The sequence below is a fragment of the Actinomadura soli genome (assembly GCF_005889715.1).
GTDB classification, from domain to species: domain Bacteria; phylum Actinomycetota; class Actinomycetes; order Streptosporangiales; family Streptosporangiaceae; genus Spirillospora; species Spirillospora soli.
Genome location: NZ_VCKW01000005.1, coordinates 38,533 through 59,772, shown reverse-complemented (window position 1 = coordinate 59,772; position 21,240 = coordinate 38,533). Strand labels below are relative to the sequence as shown.

The following is a 21,240-nucleotide window of genomic DNA, read 5'->3' as shown; positions in this document are numbered from 1 at the left end:
CGTCACTGCGGGCCCGAACCGCCGCGTTAGGCTCGGGACATTCCAGTTAGTTCAGTGCAGGGCCGTTCATACGCAGGAGGGTCGCCGTGGGCGAGTTCGTACGGGTCGAGGTCGAGGACGGAATCGCGACGATCAGGCTGGACCGCCCGAAGATGAACGCCCTGAACGCCCAGATGCAGCGGGAGCTGATCGACGCGTCCCGGCAGGTCACGCAGGACGACGCCGTCGGCGCGGTCGTCCTCTACGGCGGCGAGAAGGTGTTCGCGGCCGGCGCGGACATCAAGGAGATGGCGCCGATGTCGTACGCGCAGATGTCCGCGGGGCACTCGCGGCTGCTGCAGGACTTCGCGCGGGCGCTCGCCGGGATCCCCAAGCCGGTGATCGCCGCGATCACCGGGTACGCGCTCGGCGGTGGCCTGGAGACCGCGCTGACCGCCGACTTCCGCGTGGCGGGCGAGGGCGCGAAGGTGGGGCAGCCGGAGATCCAGCTCGGCATCATCCCCGGGGCGGGCGGGACGCAGCGGCTGTCCCGGCTGATCGGGCCGTCCAAGGCCAAGGACCTGGTCTTCTCCGGGCGGCACGTCGCGGCGGACGAGGCCCTCGCGATGGGGCTGGTCGACCGCGTCGTCCCGGACGCGGACGTCTACACGGCCGCCAAGGAGTGGGCGGCGACCTTCGTCGGCGGGCCCGCGATCGCGCTGCGCGCCGCCAAGCAGGCCATCGACGCGGGCCTGGAGGTCGACCTGGAGACCGGGCTGGAGATCGAGCGGACGCAGTTCGCCGCCCTGTTCGCCACCGAGGACCAGGCCAGCGGCATGCGGAGCTTCATGGAGGAAGGCCCCGGCAAGGCGAAGTTCACCGGTCGCTGAGGGCGCGTTCCTGGGCGGTCAGGACCTCGTCGGCGTACTGCTCCGTCCAGCGGCTCAGGGCGACGAGCGGTTCGAGCATGCCGCGTCCCGGCTCGGTCAGGCCGTACTCGACGCGCGGCGGCGCCTCTGCGTAGCGGCGGCGGGTGACGAGGCCGTTCTGTTCGAGGCGGCGGAGCGTCCCGTTCAGGACCTTGTGGCTGATGCCGCCGATCCGGTCCTGGAGTTCGCGCGGGCGGAGCGGGCCGTTGCGCAGCGTCCACAGGACGACGCCGGTCCAGGTGCCGGACAGCAGGTCGAGGCCGAGCCGAGTCTGGCAGTCGGCCGCGTACCGGATCTCGTCGAGCCGGATCTCGTCCATGAGCACCCCGTGATTCTGCCGCGCCCGATACGTACCGGATGGTGCCGAACGGACCGCTTAGCGTCCCGTCCGACGGTAATCGACCGGGGAGGTTCATCATGCGGATCGGTGTGCTGGGTGCGGGGAACATGGCGGACGCGCTGGCCACGCAATGGGCGCGCAAGGGTCACGAGATCAGGTTCGGTGCGCGGACGCCAGGGAAGGCGACCGCGCTCGCGGAGCGGGTGGGCCGGGGAGCGGCGGGCGGCACGCTCCGCGAGGCGGCCGAGTTCGGGGACGTGATCCTGCTCGCCGTCTGGTACGAGGGCGTCCAGGACGTCCTGCGCGAGGCGGGCCCGCTCGTCGGACGGGTGCTCATCGACTGCACCAACCCGATGGAGCCGCCGTTCGAGACGCTGAAGACGGACGGCGGCCCGTCGGCCGCGCGGCGCGTCGCCGACGCGAGCGGCGCGCGGGTGGTCAAGGCGTTCAACCTGTGCCATGAGAGCGTGTGGCGGATGACACCGCCCGTCTTCGGCGGACGGCCGCTCGGCGTCCCGCTGTGCGGGGACGACGAGGAGGCGCTGGCGGTGGTCCGCGGTCTGGTGGCCGACCTGGGGTGCGTGCCGATGGCCGGCGGCGGGCTGGAGCGGGCCGGGCTGCTGGAGGCGACCACGGCGTTCCTGGTCGGATTGTGGGTCGCGGGCGAGGACCCGTCCGCCATGGTCACGCCGCCCGAATACGCCGGCGGCGACCCGCGGCCCACATCTGGGTGAATCTCCACAGTTTCTTGGGCGAGCCGCCCGGCCTTGTCAAGTTCCGCCGATAGCATCTGCCGCCATGCGACACGCGTACCGCACCGCGCTCGTGACGGGTGCGTCCAGCGGGATCGGTGAGAGCTTCGCCCGCCTCCTCGCCGGCCGCGGCACCGATCTGGTGATCGTGGCGCGCCGGGCCGAGCGGCTGGACGGCCTGGCCCGCGAGCTGGTCGAGCGGTACCGCGTCGCGGTGGAGGTGCTGGCGGCCGACCTGACCGACCCCGCGCAGCGCGCCGAGGTCGAGGGACGGCTGATCACCGACCCGGTGGAACTTCTGGTGAACAACGCGGGCCACGGCGCTTTTGGAGCGTTCGCGGAGGCGCCGCTGCACGACCAGCTCGCGCAGGTCGAGCTGAACGTGACCGCGCTGGTCCGGCTCACCCACGCGGTCCTGCCGGGGATGGTCGAGCGGGGGCGGGGCGGCGTCCTGAACGTGTCGTCGATGTCGGGGTTCGCGCCGTCGCCCGGCAGCGCCACCTACGGCGCGACGAAGGCGTACGTGGCGTCCTTCTCCGAGAGCCTGCACTCCGAGGTCGCGGGGAAGGGCGTCCACGTGACGGCGCTGTGCCCCGGGTTCACGCGGACGGACGACGGCGTCCCGTCCAACCTGCTGTGGCTGCGGCGCGAGGACGTCGCGAAGGCAGGGCTGGAAGCGGTGGCCACCGGACGCGCGCTGTGCATCCCGGGCATGCAGTACAAGGCCGCGTTCCCTGCCCTCCGGCTCGTCCCGAGGCCGCTGCTCAGGGCCGCCGTGAACCGCATGTGGCAGCAGGCCGCCGACACGAGGTGACGGAGACCGCACGCCCCCTTATTGCTCGGACCTACAAAACTCGCCGCCGGTTGGTTGTCGCGGGCCTTACTTGACGGGGATCACGCTCAGTGGCGACGATCGAACCTACGCTTTAGTAGGTTATGCACGTCCGGCCTGCTAGGAGCCCTTTCGGCGCCGCGAGCCCGGCGGTGCCCGTCCGGCAGACCGCCCTCGTCCAGCGAAGGAACCGCATGTCCGTGACCCCCGAAGAGAAGTTCCAGCTCAGCCTCATGGTCGACCTCGAGCCGGTCGCCGAGAGGGAACTGAACCGGCACCTGTCGATGGCCAAGGAATGGTTCCCCCACCAGTACGTTCCGTGGGGTGAGGGCCGCGACTTCGACGGCCCCCTGGGCGGCGAGCCGTGGTCGCTCGAACAGTCGAAGCTGAGCGCCGAGGCGCGCGAGTCGCTCATCGTCAACCTGCTCACCGAGGACAACCTGCCCGGCTACCACAACGCCATCTCCACCGCGTTCGGCCGCGACGGCGCCTGGGGCACGTGGGTCAACCGGTGGACGGCCGAGGAGAACCGGCACGGCATCGTCATCCGCGACTACCTGACCGCCACCCGCGCGGTCGACCCGGTCGCCCTGGAACGCGCCCGCATGCACCACATGGAGGCCGGCTACGACGCCGACCACGGCGACTCGTTCCTGCACGGCGCGGCGTACGTGTCGTTCCAGGAGCTCGCCACCCGCGTCTCGCACCGCAACACGGGCCGGGCGTCCGGCGACCCGCTGTGCGAGCAGATGCTGACCCGCGTCGCCGCGGACGAGAACCTCCACATGATCTTCTACCGGAACCTGATGGACGCCGCGCTGGAGGCGGCGCCGAACGAGACGATGCGGGCGATCACCGACGTCGTCAAGGGGTTCCAGATGCCCGGCCACAGCATCGACGGATTCCTGCGCAAGTCGGTCCTGATCGCCAACGCGGGCATCTACGACCTGCGCCTGCACCACGACGACGTCCTCATCCCGGTGCTGCGCAAGTGGAACATCTTCGACCGCACCGACCTGACCGGCGAGGGCGAGAAGGCCCGCGAGGAACTGGGCGAGTTCCTGGAGCAGCTCGACGCGGCGGCGACCAAGTTCGAGACCCGCCGCGAGGAGCGCCGCGCCCGCCAGGCCGCCCGCCGCTCCTGACCCCTTCCGGACCACCGGCTGGATCGTTGGTCCGATTTGTCCGGAACGTCGTGACGGTTCGCGGCGTCAAAGGGGGCATGGGGAAGCATCGACGGCTGGGCGGCTATCGGTTGCTGGACGAGATCGGCCGGGGGAGTACGGCGGTGGTCCACCTCGCCATGGACCCCCGCGGCCGCGAGGTCGCGGTGAAGGAGCTGAGCCCGGAGGTGGCGGGGGAGCCGGAGGCGATCAGCCGGCTGGCCCGCGAGATGTCCGCGCAGGCGCGGGTGCGCAGCGAGTACGTCGCGCGGCTGCTGGACGGGGAGATCACGGCGGAGCGGCCGTACGTGGTCATGCAGTACGTGCCCGGCTGCCCGCTGAACGACCTGATCTCCGCGTACGGGCCGCTGCGCCGCGACCGGCTCGCCCGGTTCGCGCGGCGGCTGGCGCTCGCGCTCGGGGACGTCCACGACGCGGGCGTCCTGCACCGGGACGTGGCGCCCGGCAACGTGATCGTGATGGGCGACCGGCCGACGCTGATCGACTTCGGCATCGCGCACGAGTCGGGCGCCGAGCAGATCACCAGGCGCGGGATGGTCGTGGGGACGCCCGCCTACCTGGCGCCGGAGCTCATCGAGGGGGAGCGCGCCACCACCGCGTCCGACGTGTTCTCGTGGGCGGCGACGGTCGCGTGCGCGGCGACGGGGCGCCCGCCGTTCGGGCGCGGCTCGCTACACGGCGTCTGCTTCCGGATCCTGCGCGGCCAGGCCGACCTCGACGGCGTGCCGGACGAGCTGGCCGGGCTGCTGCGGATGGCGTTCCAGCGCGACCCGTCCAAGCGCCCGTCGGCGCGCTGGCTCGCGGGCGCGCTCGCGGAGCGCGACGGCCTCGCCCGGCCGGCCCAAAGCCCGGCGGGAGGGCGTCCTACCGCCGGTAACAGGCGTCACGGCGTGTCCGCGGCCACCAGCGGATGAGAACTTCGGGCACGATCGACGGGGGTAGGGTTTCGGAAACGATGAAGGGAGCAGTCACGTCCGGGGACCGAATCGGCCACTACAGCGTTCTCCAGACCCTCGGGGAAGGGGGGATGGGCGTCGTCTACCTCGGCGCCGACCCCGAGGGGCGGAATGTGGCCATCAAGGTGCTGCGGCCCGCGGTCGCGGGGGACGCCACGGCGCGTCGCCGGCTCGCCCGCGAGGTCGACTCGATGCGCCGGGTGCACAGCCCCCACGTCGCGGAGATCCTCGACGCCGACGTGACCGCCGACCAGCCCTACATCGTCACCCAGTACGTGCCTGGGCGGACGCTCGAAGAGATCGTCGAGGAGTCCGGGCCGATCTACGGGCCCGCGCTGCAGCGGCTCGCCGTGGGGCTGGGGGCGGCGCTGTCGGCGATCCACGGCGCCGGGATCGTCCACCGGGACATGAAGCCCGGCAACGTGATGCTCGTGGACAGCGAGCCCGTCGTGATCGACTTCGGGATCGCGCAGGGCGCCGACGCGACCCGGCTGACCGCGACCGGGATGGTCATCGGCACGCCCGGCTACCTGGCGCCGGAGATCATCGAGGGTGAGGACGCGGGCCCGCCGTCGGACGTGCACGCCTGGGCCGGGACGGTCGCCTACGCCGCGACCGGCCGCCCGCCCTTCGGCTCGGGCACCTTCGAGTCGATCTTCTACAAGATCATGCAGGGCACGCCCGACCTCGACGGCGTGCCGGACGCGATGCTGCCCGTGCTCCGCTCGGCCATGGCGCGGCACCCCGCCGAACGTCCCACCGCGGTCAACCTGGTGCAGCTCACCCGGCGGATCCACCTCGAAGCCACCATCACCGACCAGACCCGCGTCGACCGGCACTACCCGTCGCCGAGCGCGTCGCAGGGGCCCGGCACGTCGCAAGGGCCCGGCACGTCGCAGCCGACGCCGAGCGCGTCGCAGCCGGCGGAGGAGACCGCGGCCGACCACTCCCGGCAGTTCTCCATGCCGGTGTCGGCTCCGCCGCCGCACGAGGTGCGGCCGGCGCGTCCGACCACGCCCGGCTCGACCGCGATCCCGGTCCCCGGGCCCCCACCGACGCCCGCTCCCGCCCCGGCGCAGCCGAGGGACTTCGTCGGGCAGCTGCCGCCCGCCGCGCCGCCGCCCGTCCCGCCGCCGGGGCCCGCGCCCTACAAGGCGGGCGAGCAGTTCCAGCAGCGCGGCTACGCCCCGCCCGGCCCGTACGACCAGGGCGGATACCCGCCGCAGTACCCGCCGCCGAACCAGCCGCCGCCGGGTGCGCTGCAGCGCCGCCCCGGCCCGCACGACCCGCAGACGCAGGACGCGCAGCGCCGTGTCGACGAGCGGGCCCGCGCCGAGCGCGACCGCCGCAAACCCTACGGCTGGTACCGGTTCCTCAGCTTCCTCGTCCTGGTGGCGCTGCTCGGCTTCGCCGACATCGCGCCGCTGCTCGCCGTCGGCGCCACCGTCGCGGGCGCGCTCGTCCTGCGGATGGCCGACAAGGCCGCCAAGGGCATGGAGGGACGGCAGACGCGGCGCGGGCCGCGCTCCGGCGACGCGGTCGCCGCGGCGTTCAGGACGCCGCTGCACCTGCCCGGCGCGCTGATGTCCACGGTGCTGTGGACGTCCCTCAGCCTTTTCGCCGGGCTGATCATCCTCGGCGTGCTGATCTTCGCCAAGTCCGACATGACCGCCTCGAACGCCATCGCGTACTCCGCCATGGCGGTGATCGGGCTGCTCTGCCTCGCGCCGGGCAGCGGCGCGCCCCGGCGCCAGCTGGCCCGGGTCTGGGGCGCGGTGTTCCCGCGCACCGAGGCCGCCCTGGCCGGTGCGCTGATCATCGGGATCTTCGCGGTGGTGCTGGTCGTCCTGTCCCAGGAGCAGCCGCCCGACACCACCCCGCTGGACGGCATGGGCCAAGACCTGGAGGGCCTGCGCGCCGACGTCCGCGACCTCGTGTATGGCCTCCCCGGGATGTGACAAGGCTGTTCCGTGGGTGTGGGGGGACCCGTCCCCCCACGGGAGATCGAACGCGTCTTGGCGGGACGCCTCCGGTCGGTAGGGTGGCGTCCCATATGAGCGGCGAGATCGGCCACCAGGAGCACATCGGTCCGTACCGGCTGCTGTCCCGGCTGGGCGGCGGCGCCGGAACGGGCGCCGGCGGCGCCGCCCACCGCGCGGCGGGGGCCGACGGCCGGGACGTGGCGATCAGGCTGCTCCCGCCGGGCGCCGCACCCGACATCACCCGTATGCGCGAGGTGCTCAGCCCCTACGTCGTGGACGTCCTGGACGGCGATCCCACCGCGTCCCAGCCGTACGTGGTGTCCCGGTTCGTCCCCGGACGGCCGCTGGCGGAGACGGTCGCCGAGCAGGGCCCGATGTCCGGCGACGCGCTGCACCGCATGGCGTTCGGGCTGGCCAAGGCGCTCGCCGCCATCCACCGGACCGGTCTCGCGCACGGCGACCTCGGCCCCGAGACCGTCCTCGTCGTGGACGGCGCACCGGTCGTCGTCGACTTCGCGCTGACGGAGAGCACGAGCGCCGGAGGAGACGTCCGGGCTTGGGCCGCGACCGTGACGTTCGCGGCCACCGGAACCCCGGAGGCGCCCGCCGACGACCTGCCCCCCGGCCTGCGCCCGCTGGTCATCGCGGCAGCCGACCCCGACCCGGGCGCGCGTCCGTCGGCGGCCGAGCTGGCGGCGGCGACGTCCCGGCTGACCATGCCCACGGCGCCCGCACCGAGGCGTCCCGAACCACCGGCACCGGCCTCCACGCCGCCGCCCGCACCCGCGCCCGCATCACCGGTGGCATCGCGGGCGGTCCCGGCCGCCTCCGCGACGGCGGCGGACGCGCACGAGCTGGCCGTGGCGCGGGGATGGGCGCGGCTGCTCGCGGCCATGGTCGTGGTGATCGCGGTCGGCATCGTGATCATGGCGCCGATCGCGGGGCTCGTCCTGTCGCTGGGCGCGGTGACGCTGCTGCGGGTCGCGGGGACGACGGCGCGCGGCTGGGCGCGGGCCCTCGGGCGGACGCTGCTGACCGTCCCGTACGCGGCGGCGTTCACGGTCGCCGTGCCGCTCGGCCTCGTCGCGGTGTCGGCGGTCGGCGGGGAGATCGACTCGCTCAGCGCCTGCGCGTTCGGGGCCGGGACGGGAGCGGCGGTGCTGTGGACGGCGCCGGGCGTCAGCGGCCCCCGGCGCCAGCTGGAGCGGCTGTTCCTGTCCGTCGCGCGGCGGCCGAGGCGCATCGCGGCCGCCGGGATCGTGCTCGGCGTGCTGGCGCTGGCGGCGGTGTTCGGCGCGCTGACGCTGACGCCCAGCTTCTCGCCGATGTACGGGCTGCAGAGCTCGCTGGAGGGGACGATGGACCGGCTGCAGACCGCCGTCAACCGCTTCTGAGTGAATTGTGCCCACGGGCTACCCACGAGTAACATTAGGGGCGCATGGCCGAATCCGGGACCCGGGTCCGAAGCTCGTTCGGGTGTTTGGCAGGCTGTGACATCGAGTCCGCCGCTGAGTTCAGCGGCCTACTGAGTGCAGGGAGGTCGGCCACCGGCCATGAACATCGTCGTCCTGGTGAAGCAGGTTCCCGATACGGAGAGCCCGCGCAAGCTGAAGTCCGATGACAGCACGCTGGACCGCGCCGCGGCGGACGGCGTGATCAACGAACTCGACGAGTACGCGATCGAGGAGGCGCTGCGCGTCAAGGAGGCCCAGGGCGGCGAGGTGACCGTTCTGTCCATGGGCCCCGACAAGGCGTCGGAGTCCATCCGCAAGTCCCTGGCGATGGGCGCCGACAAGGCCGTGCACCTGCTCGACGACGGCCTCGCCGGCTCCGACGCGCTGCAGACGTCCTACGCGATCGAGCAGGCGCTCGGCCGCACCGGGTTCGACCTGGTGATCCTCGGGTCGGAGTCCACCGACGCGCGGACCGGGCTGCTCGCCGCGATGCTCGCCGAGCGGCTCGGCGTCCCGCAGCTGTCGCTCGCGAACAAGGTCGAGATCGACGGGACGTCCATCAAGGTGCAGCGGCAGACCGACTACGGCTTCGACCGGGTCGAGGCCACCCTGCCCGCGGTCGTCAGCGTCGTCGAGAAGATCAACGAGCCGCGCTACCCGTCGTTCAAGGGGATCATGGCGGCCAAGAAGAAGCCGGTGGAGACGCTCGGCCTGGCCGACGCCGGCATCGACGCAGGCCGGGTCGGCCTGGCGAACGCGGCCACCGAGGTGGTCGACTTCGCCGAGGCGCCGCCGCGCGCGAAGGGTCAGATCGTCACCGACGAGGGCGACGGCGGCGCGAAGATCGCCGAGTTCCTCGCGTCGAAGAAGTTCGTCTGACCGGGGAAGGGGATTAGCGAACAATGGCGGAGATTCTCGTCCTCGTCGACCATGTCGACGGTGAGGTCAAGAAGGTCACGCTCGAACTGCTGACGCTGGCGAACAGGCTCGGCGAGGCCGCCGCGGTGTGGGTCGGCCCCGGCTACGAGAGCGCGAAGGACAAGCTCGGCGAGTACGGCGCAGGCAAGGTCTACGTGGCCGCCGACGAGGAGCTGACCTCCTACGTCGTCGCGCCGAAGGCGACGCTGCTGGCCCAGCTCGTGAGCGAGAGGTCCCCGGCGGCGGTGTTCGTCGCCGCGACCGCCGAGGGCAAGGAGATCGCCGGCCGCCTCGCGGTGAAGACCGGCTCCGGCGTGCTCACCGACGTCGTGGACGTCACCGACGGCTTCGTCGCCGAGCACTCCATCTTCGGCGGCGGCATCATCTCGCACGCCCGGGTGAAGACCGGCACGCCGATCATCGCCGTCCGGCCGAACTCGGTCGCGCCCGAGGCCGGCGCGGCCACCCCGGCCGAGGAGCAGGTCACGGTCGCGCTGTCGGACGCCGACAAGGCCGCGAAGGTCGTGGAGAAGGTCGTCCAGGAGAAGGGCGAGCGCCCGGACCTGACCGAGGCCGCGATCGTCGTGTCCGGCGGGCGCGGCGTCGGCGGCGCCGAGAACTTCTCGATCATCGAGGGCCTGGCCGACTCGCTCGGCGGCGCCGTCGGCGCGTCCCGCGCCGCGACCGACGCCGGCTGGTACCCGCACTCGTTCCAGGTCGGCCAGACCGGCAAGACCGTGTCGCCGCAGCTCTACATCGCGGTCGGCATCTCCGGCGCCATCCAGCACCGGGCCGGCATGCAGACCTCGAAGACCATCGTCGCCATCAACAAGGACCCCGAGGCGCCGATCTTCGAGCTGGTCGACTTCGGGATCGTGGGCGACCTGTTCCAGGTCGCGCCGCAGCTCACCGAGGAGATCACGAAGCGGAAGTGATCGCGCGCGAACGCCCCGGCGACAGACCCGTCGCCGGGGCGTCCCGCGTCTAGGAACGTTTCGGCGACGGCACGCGGACGGCCGCCAGCAGCGCGGGTTTCAGCAGTCCGTCGACCTCGCCGTACGGGACGACCGTGTCCTGCGTCCCGCACGCCATGGTGTAGCCCAGCAGCCCGGCGTGGAACGCGACCCGGACGCCCTTCGGGGTGAGCGCCATCGCGACGTCGCCGGTGTTCACGAACTTGGACGGGGTGTCGGCCCCGCCCGGCGGAGCGGCCTGGTCCGCGCCGCCGCCGCAGTAGTCGCCGCCGGGCATGTGCGCCTCGATCCTCGCGTCGAACGGCGCGAGCGCCTGCGGGGTCGCGGCGCGGAACAGGCCGGGCGGCCGGTAGAGCGTGCCGGTCCGCAGGTCGACGACCGCCGCGGACGGGGTGTCCCAGCCCGACCCGCGCTGGCCCTGCAGCGTGACGGTGTACCAGACCGACAGCAGCCGGTCGGTGCGCATCAGGATCTGCGGCCTCACCACGTCGGTGTAGGCGCCGCTGCCGACGTCCTTCAGGCCGTTCCTGGTCTTGGTCCAGCGCTGTTCGAGCGGCGCCCGCAGCGCCTGGTTGATCTTCTGGTTGAGCGCGGCGGCGCCGCCCGTGACCCGGACGATCTGCCCCTGCGCCTGGAACGTCATCCCGCCGCCCATGTCCTGGCGGGGCTCGCTGAGCGCGGCGAGCCGCGCCACGATCGGCTTCGGCGCCTCGTCCGCGGTCGCGACGTAGACCGCCGCGCCGCCGCCCGCGGCGACGGCGGCGGCCCCGCCCGCGACGGCGGCCGTCCCCTTGGCGCCGAGCGCGCCGAGCACGCCCTTGCCCGTCGCCGCGCCCGCCGTCCCGGCGCCTCCCGCGCCCGCACCTCCCGCGCCCGCTCCGGCGGCCCCGGCCCCGGCTCCGGCGGCGCCCGCGGTGCCCGCCGCGCCCGAGGCCGCGCCGCCGGACGCGATGCCGAGCGCGGTGAGCGGGAACAGCATGGACAGCGCGGCCGCCGCCCCCGCGAGCGTGCGGACGCCCCGCGCCTCCCAGCGCGCCCCGTACGCGCCCGACGCGACCGACTCCAGCTCCGCGACGAACCCGGTGGCGCCGAGCGGACGGTCCCACGGGTTCTTCGCCAGGCCGCGCTCGATCAGCGGGCGGAGCGGCTCGGGGACGTCCTCGACCGGGATCGGCGCCGTCAGGTGGCGGCCCATCAGCCCCGCCCGGTCCTCGGCCGTGTACGGCCGGCGGCCCGTCACGCACTCGAAGAACACGCACGCCGCCGCGTACACGTCGGTGGCGGGGGAGGCGGGCTCGTCCCGCCACTGTTCCGGCGCCATGTAGACGGGGGTGCCCGACCGTCCGGACTCGCCCGCGTCCACGGCGATGCCGAAGTCGATGAGCTTGCTCAGCCCGTCGCCGCGCACGATGACGTTCGCGGGCTTGTAGTCGCGGTGGACGATCCCGACGTCATGCGCCGCCGCCAGCCCCAGCAGCGAGCCCTTCAGCACGGTCAGCGCGGCCTCGGGCTCCAGCGGCCCCCGCTCGGCGAGCACCGCCTTGAGGGACGCGCCGTCCACCGCCTCCATGACGATGGCGGCACCGTCCGGCGCCTCGACCAGCCCGAACAGCTGGGTGACGAACGGGTTGCGCAGCCGCCGCAGCAGCCCGGCCTCGGCGCGGAACCGCGTGCGGAACCCCTCGTCCCCGGCGAGGGACTCCGCGAGGTACTTGATCGCCGCCGGGAGGCCGGTCGCGTCGTGCCGCGCGAGCACGACGCGACCCTGCCCGCCCTCGCCGAGCACCCGCAGCTCCGTGTATCCCGGCACCCGCCACCCGCTCATCCGCCGCCCCCATCACCAGGAAAGAACACCGATGGGGTTATATCGGATCACGTAGCGGAGCAGAAGGCTCAGGCCGCGACGGGCTCCGGCCGCGCGGCACCGGGCTGGCCCGCGTCCGGCGGGACATCGACCTGCGCGGCGACGTCGCCACCGGTACGAAGCGGGACGAACCTGGCACCGGCGGCGATGAGCAGCGCCAGCACGACCACCGTGCCGACGCCCACGCGCAGGGACGTGGCGTCCGACAGGAACCCGACCACGACCGGGCCGAGCAGCAGCCCGCCGTAGCCCATCGCCCCGACCTGCGCGACGGCCGCCGCCGGACGGTCCGGAGCCGCGCTCCCGGCCAGCGAGATCGTCGTCGGGACGACCGTGCAGACCACCAGCCCCGTCACGAAGAACCCGGCGATGGCCACCGAAGGCACGGGCGCGAGCACCACGACGGTCATGCCGACAGCGGTGCCGAGACCCGCGCCGACCAGCAGCCGGCGGGTGCCGAGCCGCATCCGGACGCGGTCGCCGACGAGCCGTCCGAGCAGCATCGCCAGCTCGAACATCGGGTACCCGGCCGCGGCCACGGCCTCGGTGGCGCCCATCTCGTCGTGCAGGAGCAGCCCGCTCCAGTCGGCGATCGAGCCCTCCGTCATGAACGCGATGAACGCGAGGACGCCGATCAGGTACACGGCGGGCGGCATGCGGCGCGCCCTGCGTCCCGTCCCGGACGCGGCCTGGACCGGCGGGTCGGGCAGGTACGTGCGGCCGAGCGCGAGCCCGGCGGGCAGCGCCAGCAGCGCGATGGCCAGGACGGTCGCGGTGAACCCGAACCCGGCCGCCGCGGTGACGACGCCGAACAGCCCGCCGCTCATCGCGCCGACGCACCACCCGGCGTGCATGCCGCTCATGACGGACCGCCCGTACGCCCGCTCGACCACGCTGCCCTGCGCGTTCATCGCGATGTCGGTGATCCCGAACGTCATGCCGAACAGCACCACGGCGGCGAGCAGCACGCCGTACGTGGGCGCGAGCGCGACGGCCGCGTACGACAGCGCCGTCAGCGGCAGCGCGACCCGCAGGGCGGCGCGGCTCCCGGCGCGGGCCATCACGCCGCGCAGCGCCTGCATCGCCGCGATCGCGCCGAGCCCCCAGACGAGGACGACGATGCCGATCTCGGCCTCGTTCGCCCCGAACTCGGCGGCCAGCGCGGGCATGCGCGCCACCCACACCCCGGTCAGCAGGCCGGCCAGCGCGAAGGTCAGGAACGTTCCCGAACGGGCACGAAACAGCATGGTTCACCTCTTTCTGGCGATCGTGGAACGCTCCAGGCCCGATTCGGGCGCGTTCAGTCAGTTCGGTCGGGTGGACGGGCGGCGCCGTCCGGCGTCATCGCTCCAGCAGGCCCAGGAGCCGCCGCCGCAGCGCTTCGAGCTGCTCCGGGCCGTACAGCCCGGGATCGCGGCTCACCACTTCCCAGAGGCCCTCGGCCGCCAGCCGGACGACCATCGCGATGCCCGGATCGGGGTCGTCCGCGGGGGCGCGGCCGTGCCAGCGCCGCATCGCCTCGTTCAGCGGCTCGGCCTGCTCCGGGTCGGCCGCGGCGGCCGTGATGGCCGACCAGCGCCGGTACGCGCGGGCCTCCCCGGTCAGGATCTCGAACGTCGCCTCGACGTAGGCCCGGGTGTAGGCGCCCGGCACGCCGTCCCCGTAGGAGTCGAGATAGGAGGCGATCAGGTCGTCGAACTCGTCGATGACCCGCGCCACCATCGCCCGGACGAGGGCCTCCTTGGTGGGGAAGTGGTAGAGCAGCCCTCCCTTGCTGACGCCGGCGCGGTCCGCGACCGCGGTGAGCGTCAGCGCCTGCGTCCCCTGCTCGGAGAGGACGGCTTCGGCGGCGTCGAGGAGGGCTTCCTTCATCATGGCGATCTCACTGTACCGGCTGGACGGTACAGACCGATAACCCGGCCGTCCCAGCCCGTATTCCCGGTTACGGCCACCCGTGTCACCAGGGCTCCCGGAGGGGAACATCCCCGGCGCGGATACTGTTGTCCGCGTGGTGACCTACCTCGACCATGCGGCGACCACCCCGATGCTGCCCGAGGCCATCGAGGCGATGACGGCGGAGCTGCGCGAGATCGGAAACCCGTCCTCGCTGCACGCGGCCGGCCGGCGCGCCCGCCGGGTCGTCGAGGAGTCCCGCGAGATCATCGCGGAGGCGTTCGACGCCCGTCCGAGCGAGGTCGTGTTCACCTCCGGCGGCACCGAGGCCGACAACCTCGCCGTCAAGGGCCTCTACTGGGCGCGCCGCGCCGCCGACCCGGCCCGCACCCGCGTGCTGGCGAGCGCCGTCGAGCACCACGCCGTCCTGGACGCGGTGCAGTGGCTCGCCGACCACGAGGGCGCCCGCGTCGACTGGATCCCCGTGGACGCCGCCGGACGCGTCCGTCCGGAGGCCCTCCACGAGGCGCTGGGCGCCGGCGACGACGTGGTGCTCGCGAGCGTGATGTGGGCCAACAACGAGGTCGGCACCGTCCAGCCGGTCGCCGAGCTGGCCGCCGCCGCCCGCGAGCAGGGCGTCCCCCTGCACACCGACGCCGTCCAGGCCGCCGGGACGCTGCCCGTCTCGTTCGCGGCGAGCGGCGCCCAGGCGCTCACGGTCACCGGGCACAAGCTCGGCGGCCCCATCGGCGTCGGCGCGCTGCTGCTCGCCAAGCCGAAGCCGCCCGTCCTCGTCGACCCCGTCCCGCTGCTGCACGGCGGCGGCCAGGAGCGCGACGTCCGGTCCGGGACGCTCGACACGCCCGCCATCGCCGGGTTCGCCGCCGCCGTCCAGGTCGCGGTGGCGCGCCGGGACGCCGAGGCCCGCCGGCTCACCGAGCTGCGCGACCAGCTGATCGACGCCGTCCGCGCCGTCGTGCCGGACGCGGTCCTGAACGGCGACCCCGCCGCCCGCCTCCCCGGCAACGCGCACTTCTCCTTCCCCGGCTGCGAGGGCGACGCGCTGCTCATGCTGCTGGACGCGCGCGGCATCGCCTGCTCCACCGGCTCCGCCTGCTCCGCCGGCGTCTCCCAGCCCAGCCACGTCCTCACCGCGATGGGCTCCGCCGCCGAGCACGCCCGCGGCTCGCTGCGCTTCACCCTCGGCCACACCTCCACTGAGGCCGACGTCAAGGCCCTCGCCGACGCCATAGGCCCAGCCACAGCCCGCGCCCGCCAAGCCGGCCTCAGCTAGACCCGCCCTCAGCCCCGGCAGTTTGAACCTGAGCCGGGGTCACGGGTCGTGTGGCCGGAGGCGCCCAGCGCCGGAGGTCGCACGACCCGACGACGCAGGCGACCGCAGCGACGCCACACGCATCCGTAACGGGCACGACAGACCGTAACGGTGGCGTGAGGATCGCCTGCGTCGTTGACGGGGGTTCTAGGGGTCGCCCCCTGGGCTAACGGGGCTGGTACGGCGTCAGGGCCTTCCAGCCCGGGTCGCTGGTGGAGGCGACCTTCGCCTTGCCCTCGGACCATCCGGCGGCGAGCTGGTCGAGCTCGGAGATGACGCCGGAGTCGGGGTCGGCGTAGAGGTGGAAGACACGGAGGCCGTCGCCGGTCTCGCGGACGGCGAGGACGGCGCGGTCGCCGAGCTTGGCGAGCTTCTTCTCGAACGCGCGCAGCGCGCCTGAGGACGGCTCGACGGGCAGCCGGTCGGGGTTGCTGTTGGCGTACGGGACGGAGATCGCCACGTGCAGGTCGCAGAGCGGGTAGTCCTGCCGGTGCAGCGGGAACCGGGCGCCGAGGCGGGCGGGATGGCCGCGCGGGGTGCGGCCCTCGCCGGTGAGCCAGGCGGGCTCGGCGAACGGCTCGGAGATCTGCTCGATGACCGAGGGCAGCATCGACGGCGGCAGCGCGTCGATCGGCGCCTCCGTCGCGATGGAGATCTCGCCGACCCAGCGGGCGACGTCGTCCTCGCCGAGCGCCCAGTGCAGGACGTTCGTCGCCACCTGGATCTGCTGCTCCGCCGCGACGAACAGGAAGTCGGGGTGGTAGGCGGTGAGGTGCACGCGGGCGCGGCCGGAGTCGGCGCGCATGCCGAGCCGGACGTACTCCAGGTCGAACTCGTGGTCACCGAGGACGAGGTCCTGGCCGAGCATCTCCGGGTCGGGCTGCCGCGCCGGGTGGAAGGTCCAGCCGCCCGCCGCCGCGCCGGCCGGCGCGGACCGCGCCCACCGCTCGGTGACGCCGCGCAGCTCCGGGTTCCCGCCGCCGGTGACGGTGAGGGACGGGGCCCGGTCCTCCGCGCCGCCGATCTCCCACAGCAGCCCTGGGTGGATCTTGTGGATGCGCCGGGACAGCTCCTCGATCGCGTCCGCCGACAGCCCCTCGCCGGGCGTCTCGGCCTCGGGCTGGTCGGGCCCGGCGGCCAGGGACGCCTCGATCGTCGGGCGGGCCTGCGCCCACCACTCCCAGAACTCGCTGATCGCGGGCGGCGTCACGGCGGACGCGTCGCGCGGACGACGGAAGATTCCCAACTGTCGTCTCTTCCTTGTCGTGGTCAAGTGGCCGAACCGCCTCATGACCTGGGCCCGATGAGGTCGCTGGAGGATGTGTCCCCGGGATGGCGCGGGGCTCGGCCGGTGTTCCGCCGAGGCCATGCCCGTCCCGTAAACCCTACGTGAGCCGCCGCGCTTCCCGTCGGCGGCCGCCGGGTCCGAAATCGATGACGGTGGAGGGGCCCGCGGCGCGTACCCTCGAAGGGTTATGGCTCTTCGCGTACTGGCCGCCATGTCCGGCGGCGTCGACTCCGCCGTGGCCGCCGCCCGCGCCGCCGAGGCCGGGCACGACGTCACCGGCGTGCACATGGCCCTGTCCAGCAACCCGCAGTCGTACCGGTCGGGCGCCCGCGGCTGCTGCACCCTTGAGGACTCCAGGGACGCCCGCCGCGCCGCCGACGTGATCGGCATCCCCTTCTACGTGTGGGACCTCGCCGAGCGCTTCCACCGCGACGTCGTGGAGGACTTCGTCAGCGAGTACGCGGCGGGGCGCACCCCGAACCCCTGCCTGCGCTGCAACGAGAAGATCAAGTTCGCGGCGCTGCTGGATCGTGCCATGGCGCTGGGCTTCGACGCCGTCTGCACCGGCCACTACGCCCGGCTTGACGACGGCGTCCTGCGCCGCGGCGTCGACGCCGGCAAGGACCAGTCGTACGTCCTGGCCGTGTGCACGCCCGAGCAGCTCGCGCACGCGCTGTTCCCCCTGGGTGACACGGCCAAGGCCGACATCCGGCTGGAGGCGGAGCGGCGCGGCCTCCAGGTGGCCGACAAGCCCGACAGCCACGACATCTGCTTCATCGCCGACGGGGACACGCGCGGCTTCCTGGCCGAGCGGCTCGGCGCGGCGCCCGGCCCGATCGTCGACGCCGACGGCAACGAGGTCGGACGGCACGACGGCGCCTACGCGTACACGATCGGGCAGCGCAAGGGGCTGCGGATCGGCACGCCCGCGCCCGACGGGCGCCCGCGCTACGTCCTGGACATCTCCCCGGTGACGAACACGGTCACCGTGGGGCCGCGCGACTCGCTGGACGTCCACGAGATCACCGGCGAGCGCCCGGTGTGGCTGAGCGAGGCGCCGGACGGGCCGTTCGGCTGCCACGTCCAGCTCCGCGCGCACGGCGAGGTCTACGGCTGCACGGCCGAGCGGGACGGCGACACCCTGCGCATCCGCCTGTCCAGCCCGGCCCGCGGCGTCGCGTCGGGGCAGGCCGCCGTCCTGTACGACGGCGACCGCGTGCTCGCGTCCGCGACGATCGCCGACACCGCCCGCGTCCCCGCCTAGGCGCGGGCGGACGGACGTGATCGCCGCGCCGATAGGGTCTCACCTGTGACGACGAGCTATCCGTGGCAGGCGGGGACGGCGACAGGGATCGGGTCGTACCCGGGCGACGATCCGGCGGAGGCGCTGCGGGTCGTGCTCGGTGAGCTGCCCGAGCTGCCGCATCTGCCGGAGCTGCCCGCGCGCGGTCCGGGCGCCGACCTGACGGGACGGACGGCGGGGCTGCTGGTCGACATGCCGATCCACCTGGAGCCGTCCGGCTGGCGGTTCTCCGACCGTCCGGGCCGCGACACCTCCAGGTCCCGCGACCATCTGGCCCGTGACCTGGACGTCCTGGAGGAGGTCGCGGGCGGGCACGACGGCCCGTTCAAGATCCAGGTGTGCGGGCCGTGGACGCTGGCCGCGACGATCGAGCTGAGGCACGGCGACCGGGCGCTCAAGGACGCGGGCGCCGTCCGCGACCTGGCCGCCTCGCTCGCCGAGGGTGTCGCCGCGCATGTCGCGGACGTCCGGCGCCGCCTGCCCGCCGCGGAGATCGTCCTCCAGCTGGACGAGCCGGGCCTGCCCGCCGCGCTCGCCGGGACGGTCCCGACCGCCAGCGGCTTCTCGCGCCTCCGGGCGATCGAGGAGCCCGTCGCGCAGGACACGCTCCGCACGGTGATCGACGCGGCGTCCGAAGACGGGGCGGCGTTCACGGTCGTCCACTGCTGCGCGCGGAACGTCCCGTACGCGCTGCTCCGCGGCGCGGGCGCGAAGGCGATCGCGGTCGATCTGAGCCTCGTCCCGGGAAGCGACGACGATGCCGTGGGCGAGACGATCGACGCGGGGACGGGCCTTCTCCTCGGCGCGGTGCGCGCGACCGACACCGTACTGCCGTCCCTCCAGGCGACCGCCGAGCCGGTGAAGGGGCTGTGGCGGCGGCTCGGCTTCCCGCCCGCGCACCTGGCGCGGCAGGTCGTGATCACCCCGGCGTGCGGGATGGCGGGCGCCTCGCCGCGCTACGTCCGCGAGGCGCTCAGGCGCTGCCGCGACACCGCCCGGATGATCTACGAAGCCGCTGACTGACCAGGGGCGCGGCGGGGCTCGTATTGTCGGTGGCGTTGGCGACAATAGGGGCATGACCATGAGCGATACGGTTCCGAGCGAGGCACGGCAGCGGCATCTGGAGCTGAGCCAGGAGATCGACGAGGCCAACTACCGCTACTACGTCCTCGACCAGCCGACGCTCACCGACGCCGAGTACGACGCCCGGATGCGCGAGATCCGCGCCCTGGAGGAGCGTCATCCGGAACTGGTCACGCCCGCCTCGCCGACGCAGCGGGTCGGCGCGCCGATCGTCACCGACTTCGCGACCGTCCGGCATCTGGAGCGGATGCAGAGCCTCGACAACGCGATGAACGACGAGGAACTGCAGGCGTGGGACGAGCGCGTCGTGCGCGAGGTCGGCGACGTCGCCGGCTACCTGTGCGAGCTGAAGATCGACGGGCTGGCCATCGCGCTGACCTACGAGAAGGGGCGGCTCGTCCGCGGCGTCACGCGCGGCGACGGGCGCACCGGCGAGGACGTCACCAACAACGTCCGCACCATCGCCGACATCCCGTCCCGGCTGGCGGGCGACGGCTGGCCGGACGTCCTGGAGGTCCGCGGCGAGGTCTTCCTCCCGGTCGACGGCTTCGAGCAGGTGAACGCCGCCCAGGTGGAGGCCGGCAAGGACCCGTTCGCCAACCCGCGCAACGCGGCCGCCGGGTCGCTGCGGCAGAAGGACCCGCGGGTCACGGCGCACCGGCCGCTCGGCATGCTCGTGCACGGGTTCGGCGCCTGGCGGGGCGGCGCGCAGCCGGAGAGCCAGTCCGGCGCGTACGAGCTGATGCGCGGCTGGGGGCTGCCGGTCAGCGACCGGTACCGGGTCCTCGGCGGGATGGACGCCGTCCGCGAGTACATCGCCGGGTACGGCGAGAACCGGCACGGCACCGCCTACGAGATCGACGGGGTCGTCGTCAAGGTCGACCAGTTCTCCCTGCAGCGGCGGCTCGGGTCGACGAGCCGCGCGCCGCGCTGGGCGATCGCGTGGAAGTACCCCCCGGAGGAGGTCAACACCAGGCTGCTCGACATCAAGGTCGGCGTCGGGCGGACGGGCCGCGTCACCCCGTACGGCGTGATGGAGCCGGTGAAGGTCGCCGGGTCGACCGTCGAGCGCGCCACGCTGCACAACGCGAGCGAGGTGCGGCGCAAGGGCGTGCTGATCGGCGACACCGTCGTGCTGCGCAAGGCCGGCGAGGTGATCCCCGAGATCCTCGCGCCGGTGACCGCGCTGCGGGACGGGTCGGAGCGCGAGTTCCAGATGCCCGCGCACTGCCCCGAGTGCGGAACCGAGCTGGCCTACGAGAAGGAGGGCGACGCCGACATCCGCTGCCCGAACGCCCGGTACTGCCCCGCGCAGCTGCGCGAGCGGCTGTTCTTCGTGGCGAGCCGCAACGCGCTCGACATCGAGGCGCTCGGCTATGTCGGGGCGACGGCGCTGACGCAGCCGCTGGAGCCCGCCGAGCCCCCGGTCAAGAACGAGGGCGACCTGTTCCACCTGACCGTGGAGCAGCTGCTGCCGATCAGGAGCCTCGTCCTCGACCAGCGGACGGGCACGTCCAAGATCGACCCGAAGACCGGCGAGCCGAAGGTCGTGTCGTTCTTCGCGAACAAGGAGGGCGAGCCGAAGAAGACGGTCGAGATCCTCTTCGACGAGCTGGCGAAGGCGAAGCGGCAGCCGCTGTGGCGGGTGCTGGTGGCGCTGTCGATCCGGCACGTGGGGCCGGCGGCGGCGCAGGACCTCGCCCGCGAGATGCGCTCGATGGACGCCATCGCGAACGCGTCCGAGGAGGAGCTCGCGGCGGTGGACGGCGTCGGGCCGACGATCGCCGCGGCGATCAGGGCGTGGTTCGAGGTCGACTGGCACCGCGAGATCGTCGAGAAGTGGCGGGACGCGGGCGTCCGGATGGAGGACGAGGGCGCGGCGGGCCCGCGTCCGCTGGCCGGCGTGACCGTGGTGATCACCGGGTCGCTGGAGGGGTTCAGCCGGGACTCGGCCACCGAGGCGGTGCAGCGGCTCGGCGGCAAGGTGTCCGGGTCGGTGTCCAAGAAAACAGACTTCGTCGTCGCAGGTGACAGTCCGGGGTCGAAATACGACAAAGCCGTCAAGTTGGGCGTATCGGTCTTGGGGGAAGAAGGGTTCCGTGTTCTCCTCGCCGATGGGCCGGATGCGGCCAAGACCGTAACCGTCAGCGCCGACGGATAACGCCGCGTGGTCAAG

Annotated in this window: 18 protein-coding genes; 13 read left to right on the top strand and 5 right to left on the bottom strand. The window is 73.5% G+C overall.

The genetic code is table 11. The annotated features are described in order from the left end of the window. Positions 1-86: 86 nt before the first annotated feature. Positions 87-869, top strand: a complete 783-nt coding sequence (locus ETD83_RS02195) for an enoyl-CoA hydratase/isomerase family protein (RefSeq protein WP_138643341.1) — start codon at positions 87-89, stop codon at positions 867-869. On the opposite strand, the gene ETD83_RS02190 is transcribed toward ETD83_RS02195, so the two are convergent. Next, a complete protein-coding gene (locus ETD83_RS02190; protein ID WP_138643340.1) occupies positions 856-1,227 on the bottom strand; it encodes a winged helix-turn-helix transcriptional regulator in 372 nt (123 codons plus the stop codon). The two genes, ETD83_RS02195 and ETD83_RS02190, sit on opposite strands and share 14 nt — an antisense overlap. Positions 1,228-1,325: 98 nt before the next feature. On the opposite strand from ETD83_RS02190, the gene ETD83_RS02185 reads away from it, so the two are divergent. The 8 genes from ETD83_RS02185 to ETD83_RS02150 all read left to right on the top strand — a co-directional run bounded on the left by ETD83_RS02185 (position 1,326) and on the right by ETD83_RS02150 (position 10,261). Beyond that, positions 1,326-1,982: an NADPH-dependent F420 reductase gene (locus ETD83_RS02185; protein WP_138643339.1), complete on the top strand. Its 657-nt coding sequence runs from the start codon at positions 1,326-1,328 to the stop codon at positions 1,980-1,982. A 64-nt stretch (positions 1,983-2,046) separates the two neighbouring features. Then, the gene (locus tag ETD83_RS02180; protein WP_138643338.1) at positions 2,047-2,814 is read left to right on the top strand and encodes an SDR family NAD(P)-dependent oxidoreductase; all 768 of its coding nucleotides are present in this window, start codon (positions 2,047-2,049) and stop codon (positions 2,812-2,814) included. A gap of 212 nt (positions 2,815-3,026) precedes the next feature. Beyond that, entirely contained in the window at positions 3,027-3,977 is a 951-nt protein-coding gene (locus ETD83_RS02175) for an acyl-ACP desaturase (protein ID WP_138643337.1), read from the top strand. Positions 3,978-4,054: 77 nt separating this feature from the next. Next, a complete protein-coding gene (locus tag ETD83_RS02170) occupies positions 4,055-4,930 on the top strand; it encodes a serine/threonine-protein kinase (RefSeq protein ID WP_138643336.1) in 876 nt (291 codons plus the stop codon). 41 nt (positions 4,931-4,971) lie between these two features. Further along, positions 4,972-6,930: a serine/threonine-protein kinase gene (locus ETD83_RS02165; protein WP_171063977.1), complete on the top strand. Its 1,959-nt coding sequence runs from the start codon at positions 4,972-4,974 to the stop codon at positions 6,928-6,930. A 95-nt stretch (positions 6,931-7,025) separates the two neighbouring features. After that, positions 7,026-8,348 (top strand): protein kinase domain-containing protein, encoded by a 1,323-nt coding sequence (locus ETD83_RS02160; RefSeq protein ID WP_138643334.1) that lies wholly within the window; start codon positions 7,026-7,028, stop codon positions 8,346-8,348. Positions 8,349-8,507: 159 nt separating this feature from the next. Next, the gene (locus tag ETD83_RS02155) at positions 8,508-9,287 is read left to right on the top strand and encodes an electron transfer flavoprotein subunit beta/FixA family protein (RefSeq protein ID WP_138643333.1); all 780 of its coding nucleotides are present in this window, start codon (positions 8,508-8,510) and stop codon (positions 9,285-9,287) included. Between the two features lie 23 nt (positions 9,288-9,310). Beyond that, the gene (locus ETD83_RS02150) at positions 9,311-10,261 is read left to right on the top strand and encodes an electron transfer flavoprotein subunit alpha/FixB family protein (RefSeq protein WP_138643332.1); all 951 of its coding nucleotides are present in this window, start codon (positions 9,311-9,313) and stop codon (positions 10,259-10,261) included. A gap of 49 nt (positions 10,262-10,310) precedes the next feature. Here ETD83_RS02150 and ETD83_RS43465 read toward each other — a convergent pair whose 3' ends face one another. The 3 genes from ETD83_RS43465 to ETD83_RS02130 all read right to left on the bottom strand — a co-directional run bounded on the left by ETD83_RS43465 (position 10,311) and on the right by ETD83_RS02130 (position 14,039). Beyond that, positions 10,311-12,125 carry a serine/threonine-protein kinase gene (locus ETD83_RS43465; protein WP_205717446.1) on the bottom strand — a complete coding sequence of 605 codons (1,815 nt, stop codon included), beginning with the start codon at positions 12,123-12,125 and terminating at the stop codon, positions 10,311-10,313. A 68-nt stretch (positions 12,126-12,193) separates the two neighbouring features. Next, positions 12,194-13,411, bottom strand: a complete 1,218-nt coding sequence (locus ETD83_RS02135) for an MFS transporter (RefSeq protein WP_138643331.1) — start codon at positions 13,409-13,411, stop codon at positions 12,194-12,196. Between the two features lie 94 nt (positions 13,412-13,505). Further along, complete coding sequence (locus ETD83_RS02130; RefSeq protein ID WP_138643330.1) at positions 13,506-14,039, bottom strand: TetR/AcrR family transcriptional regulator; 534 nt, start codon at positions 14,037-14,039, stop codon at positions 13,506-13,508. A 136-nt stretch (positions 14,040-14,175) separates the two neighbouring features. On the opposite strand from ETD83_RS02130, the gene ETD83_RS02125 reads away from it, so the two are divergent. Continuing rightward, positions 14,176-15,351 carry a cysteine desulfurase family protein gene (locus ETD83_RS02125; protein WP_138643350.1) on the top strand — a complete coding sequence of 392 codons (1,176 nt, stop codon included), beginning with the start codon at positions 14,176-14,178 and terminating at the stop codon, positions 15,349-15,351. A gap of 205 nt (positions 15,352-15,556) precedes the next feature. On the opposite strand, the gene ETD83_RS02120 is transcribed toward ETD83_RS02125, so the two are convergent. Beyond that, the gene (locus ETD83_RS02120) at positions 15,557-16,636 is read right to left on the bottom strand and encodes a DUF695 domain-containing protein (protein WP_230420626.1); all 1,080 of its coding nucleotides are present in this window, start codon (positions 16,634-16,636) and stop codon (positions 15,557-15,559) included. A gap of 229 nt (positions 16,637-16,865) precedes the next feature. Between ETD83_RS02120 and mnmA the strand changes: the two genes are divergently transcribed. From mnmA to ligA, 3 genes are read left to right on the top strand one after another with little or no spacing between them, the layout of a single operon-like run. Then, positions 16,866-17,942 carry a tRNA 2-thiouridine(34) synthase MnmA gene (gene mnmA / locus ETD83_RS02115; protein WP_138643328.1) on the top strand — a complete coding sequence of 359 codons (1,077 nt, stop codon included), beginning with the start codon at positions 16,866-16,868 and terminating at the stop codon, positions 17,940-17,942. Between the two features lie 45 nt (positions 17,943-17,987). Further along, positions 17,988-19,004, top strand: a complete 1,017-nt coding sequence (locus tag ETD83_RS02110; protein WP_138643327.1) for a methionine synthase — start codon at positions 17,988-17,990, stop codon at positions 19,002-19,004. 52 nt (positions 19,005-19,056) lie between these two features. Continuing rightward, positions 19,057-21,225: an NAD-dependent DNA ligase LigA gene (gene ligA / locus ETD83_RS02105; protein WP_138643326.1), complete on the top strand. Its 2,169-nt coding sequence runs from the start codon at positions 19,057-19,059 to the stop codon at positions 21,223-21,225. Positions 21,226-21,240: the final 15 nt, after the last annotated feature.

What these genes read in the sequence shown, in the direction of transcription:
- ETD83_RS02150 (WP_138643332.1), top strand. Translation starts at nt 9,311, where the DNA reads ATGGCGGAGATTCTCGTCCTCGTCGACCATGTCGACGGTGAGGTCAAG.
- ETD83_RS02135 (WP_138643331.1), bottom strand. Translation starts at nt 13,411, where the DNA reads ATGCTGTTTCGTGCCCGTTCGGGAACGTTCCTGACCTTCGCGCTGGCC.
- ETD83_RS02190 (WP_138643340.1), bottom strand. Translation starts at nt 1,227, where the DNA reads ATGGACGAGATCCGGCTCGACGAGATCCGGTACGCGGCCGACTGCCAG.
- ETD83_RS02180 (WP_138643338.1), top strand. Translation starts at nt 2,047, where the DNA reads ATGCGACACGCGTACCGCACCGCGCTCGTGACGGGTGCGTCCAGCGGG.
- ligA (WP_138643326.1), top strand. Translation starts at nt 19,057, where the DNA reads ATGACCATGAGCGATACGGTTCCGAGCGAGGCACGGCAGCGGCATCTG.
- ETD83_RS02185 (WP_138643339.1), top strand. Translation starts at nt 1,326, where the DNA reads ATGCGGATCGGTGTGCTGGGTGCGGGGAACATGGCGGACGCGCTGGCC.
- ETD83_RS02165 (WP_171063977.1), top strand. Translation starts at nt 4,972, where the DNA reads ATGAAGGGAGCAGTCACGTCCGGGGACCGAATCGGCCACTACAGCGTT.
- mnmA (WP_138643328.1), top strand. Translation starts at nt 16,866, where the DNA reads ATGGCTCTTCGCGTACTGGCCGCCATGTCCGGCGGCGTCGACTCCGCC.
- ETD83_RS02155 (WP_138643333.1), top strand. Translation starts at nt 8,508, where the DNA reads ATGAACATCGTCGTCCTGGTGAAGCAGGTTCCCGATACGGAGAGCCCG.
- ETD83_RS43465 (WP_205717446.1), bottom strand. Translation starts at nt 12,125, where the DNA reads ATGAGCGGGTGGCGGGTGCCGGGATACACGGAGCTGCGGGTGCTCGGC.
- ETD83_RS02160 (WP_138643334.1), top strand. Translation starts at nt 7,026, where the DNA reads ATGAGCGGCGAGATCGGCCACCAGGAGCACATCGGTCCGTACCGGCTG.
- ETD83_RS02175 (WP_138643337.1), top strand. Translation starts at nt 3,027, where the DNA reads ATGTCCGTGACCCCCGAAGAGAAGTTCCAGCTCAGCCTCATGGTCGAC.
- ETD83_RS02170 (WP_138643336.1), top strand. Translation starts at nt 4,055, where the DNA reads ATGGGGAAGCATCGACGGCTGGGCGGCTATCGGTTGCTGGACGAGATC.
- ETD83_RS02130 (WP_138643330.1), bottom strand. Translation starts at nt 14,039, where the DNA reads ATGATGAAGGAAGCCCTCCTCGACGCCGCCGAAGCCGTCCTCTCCGAG.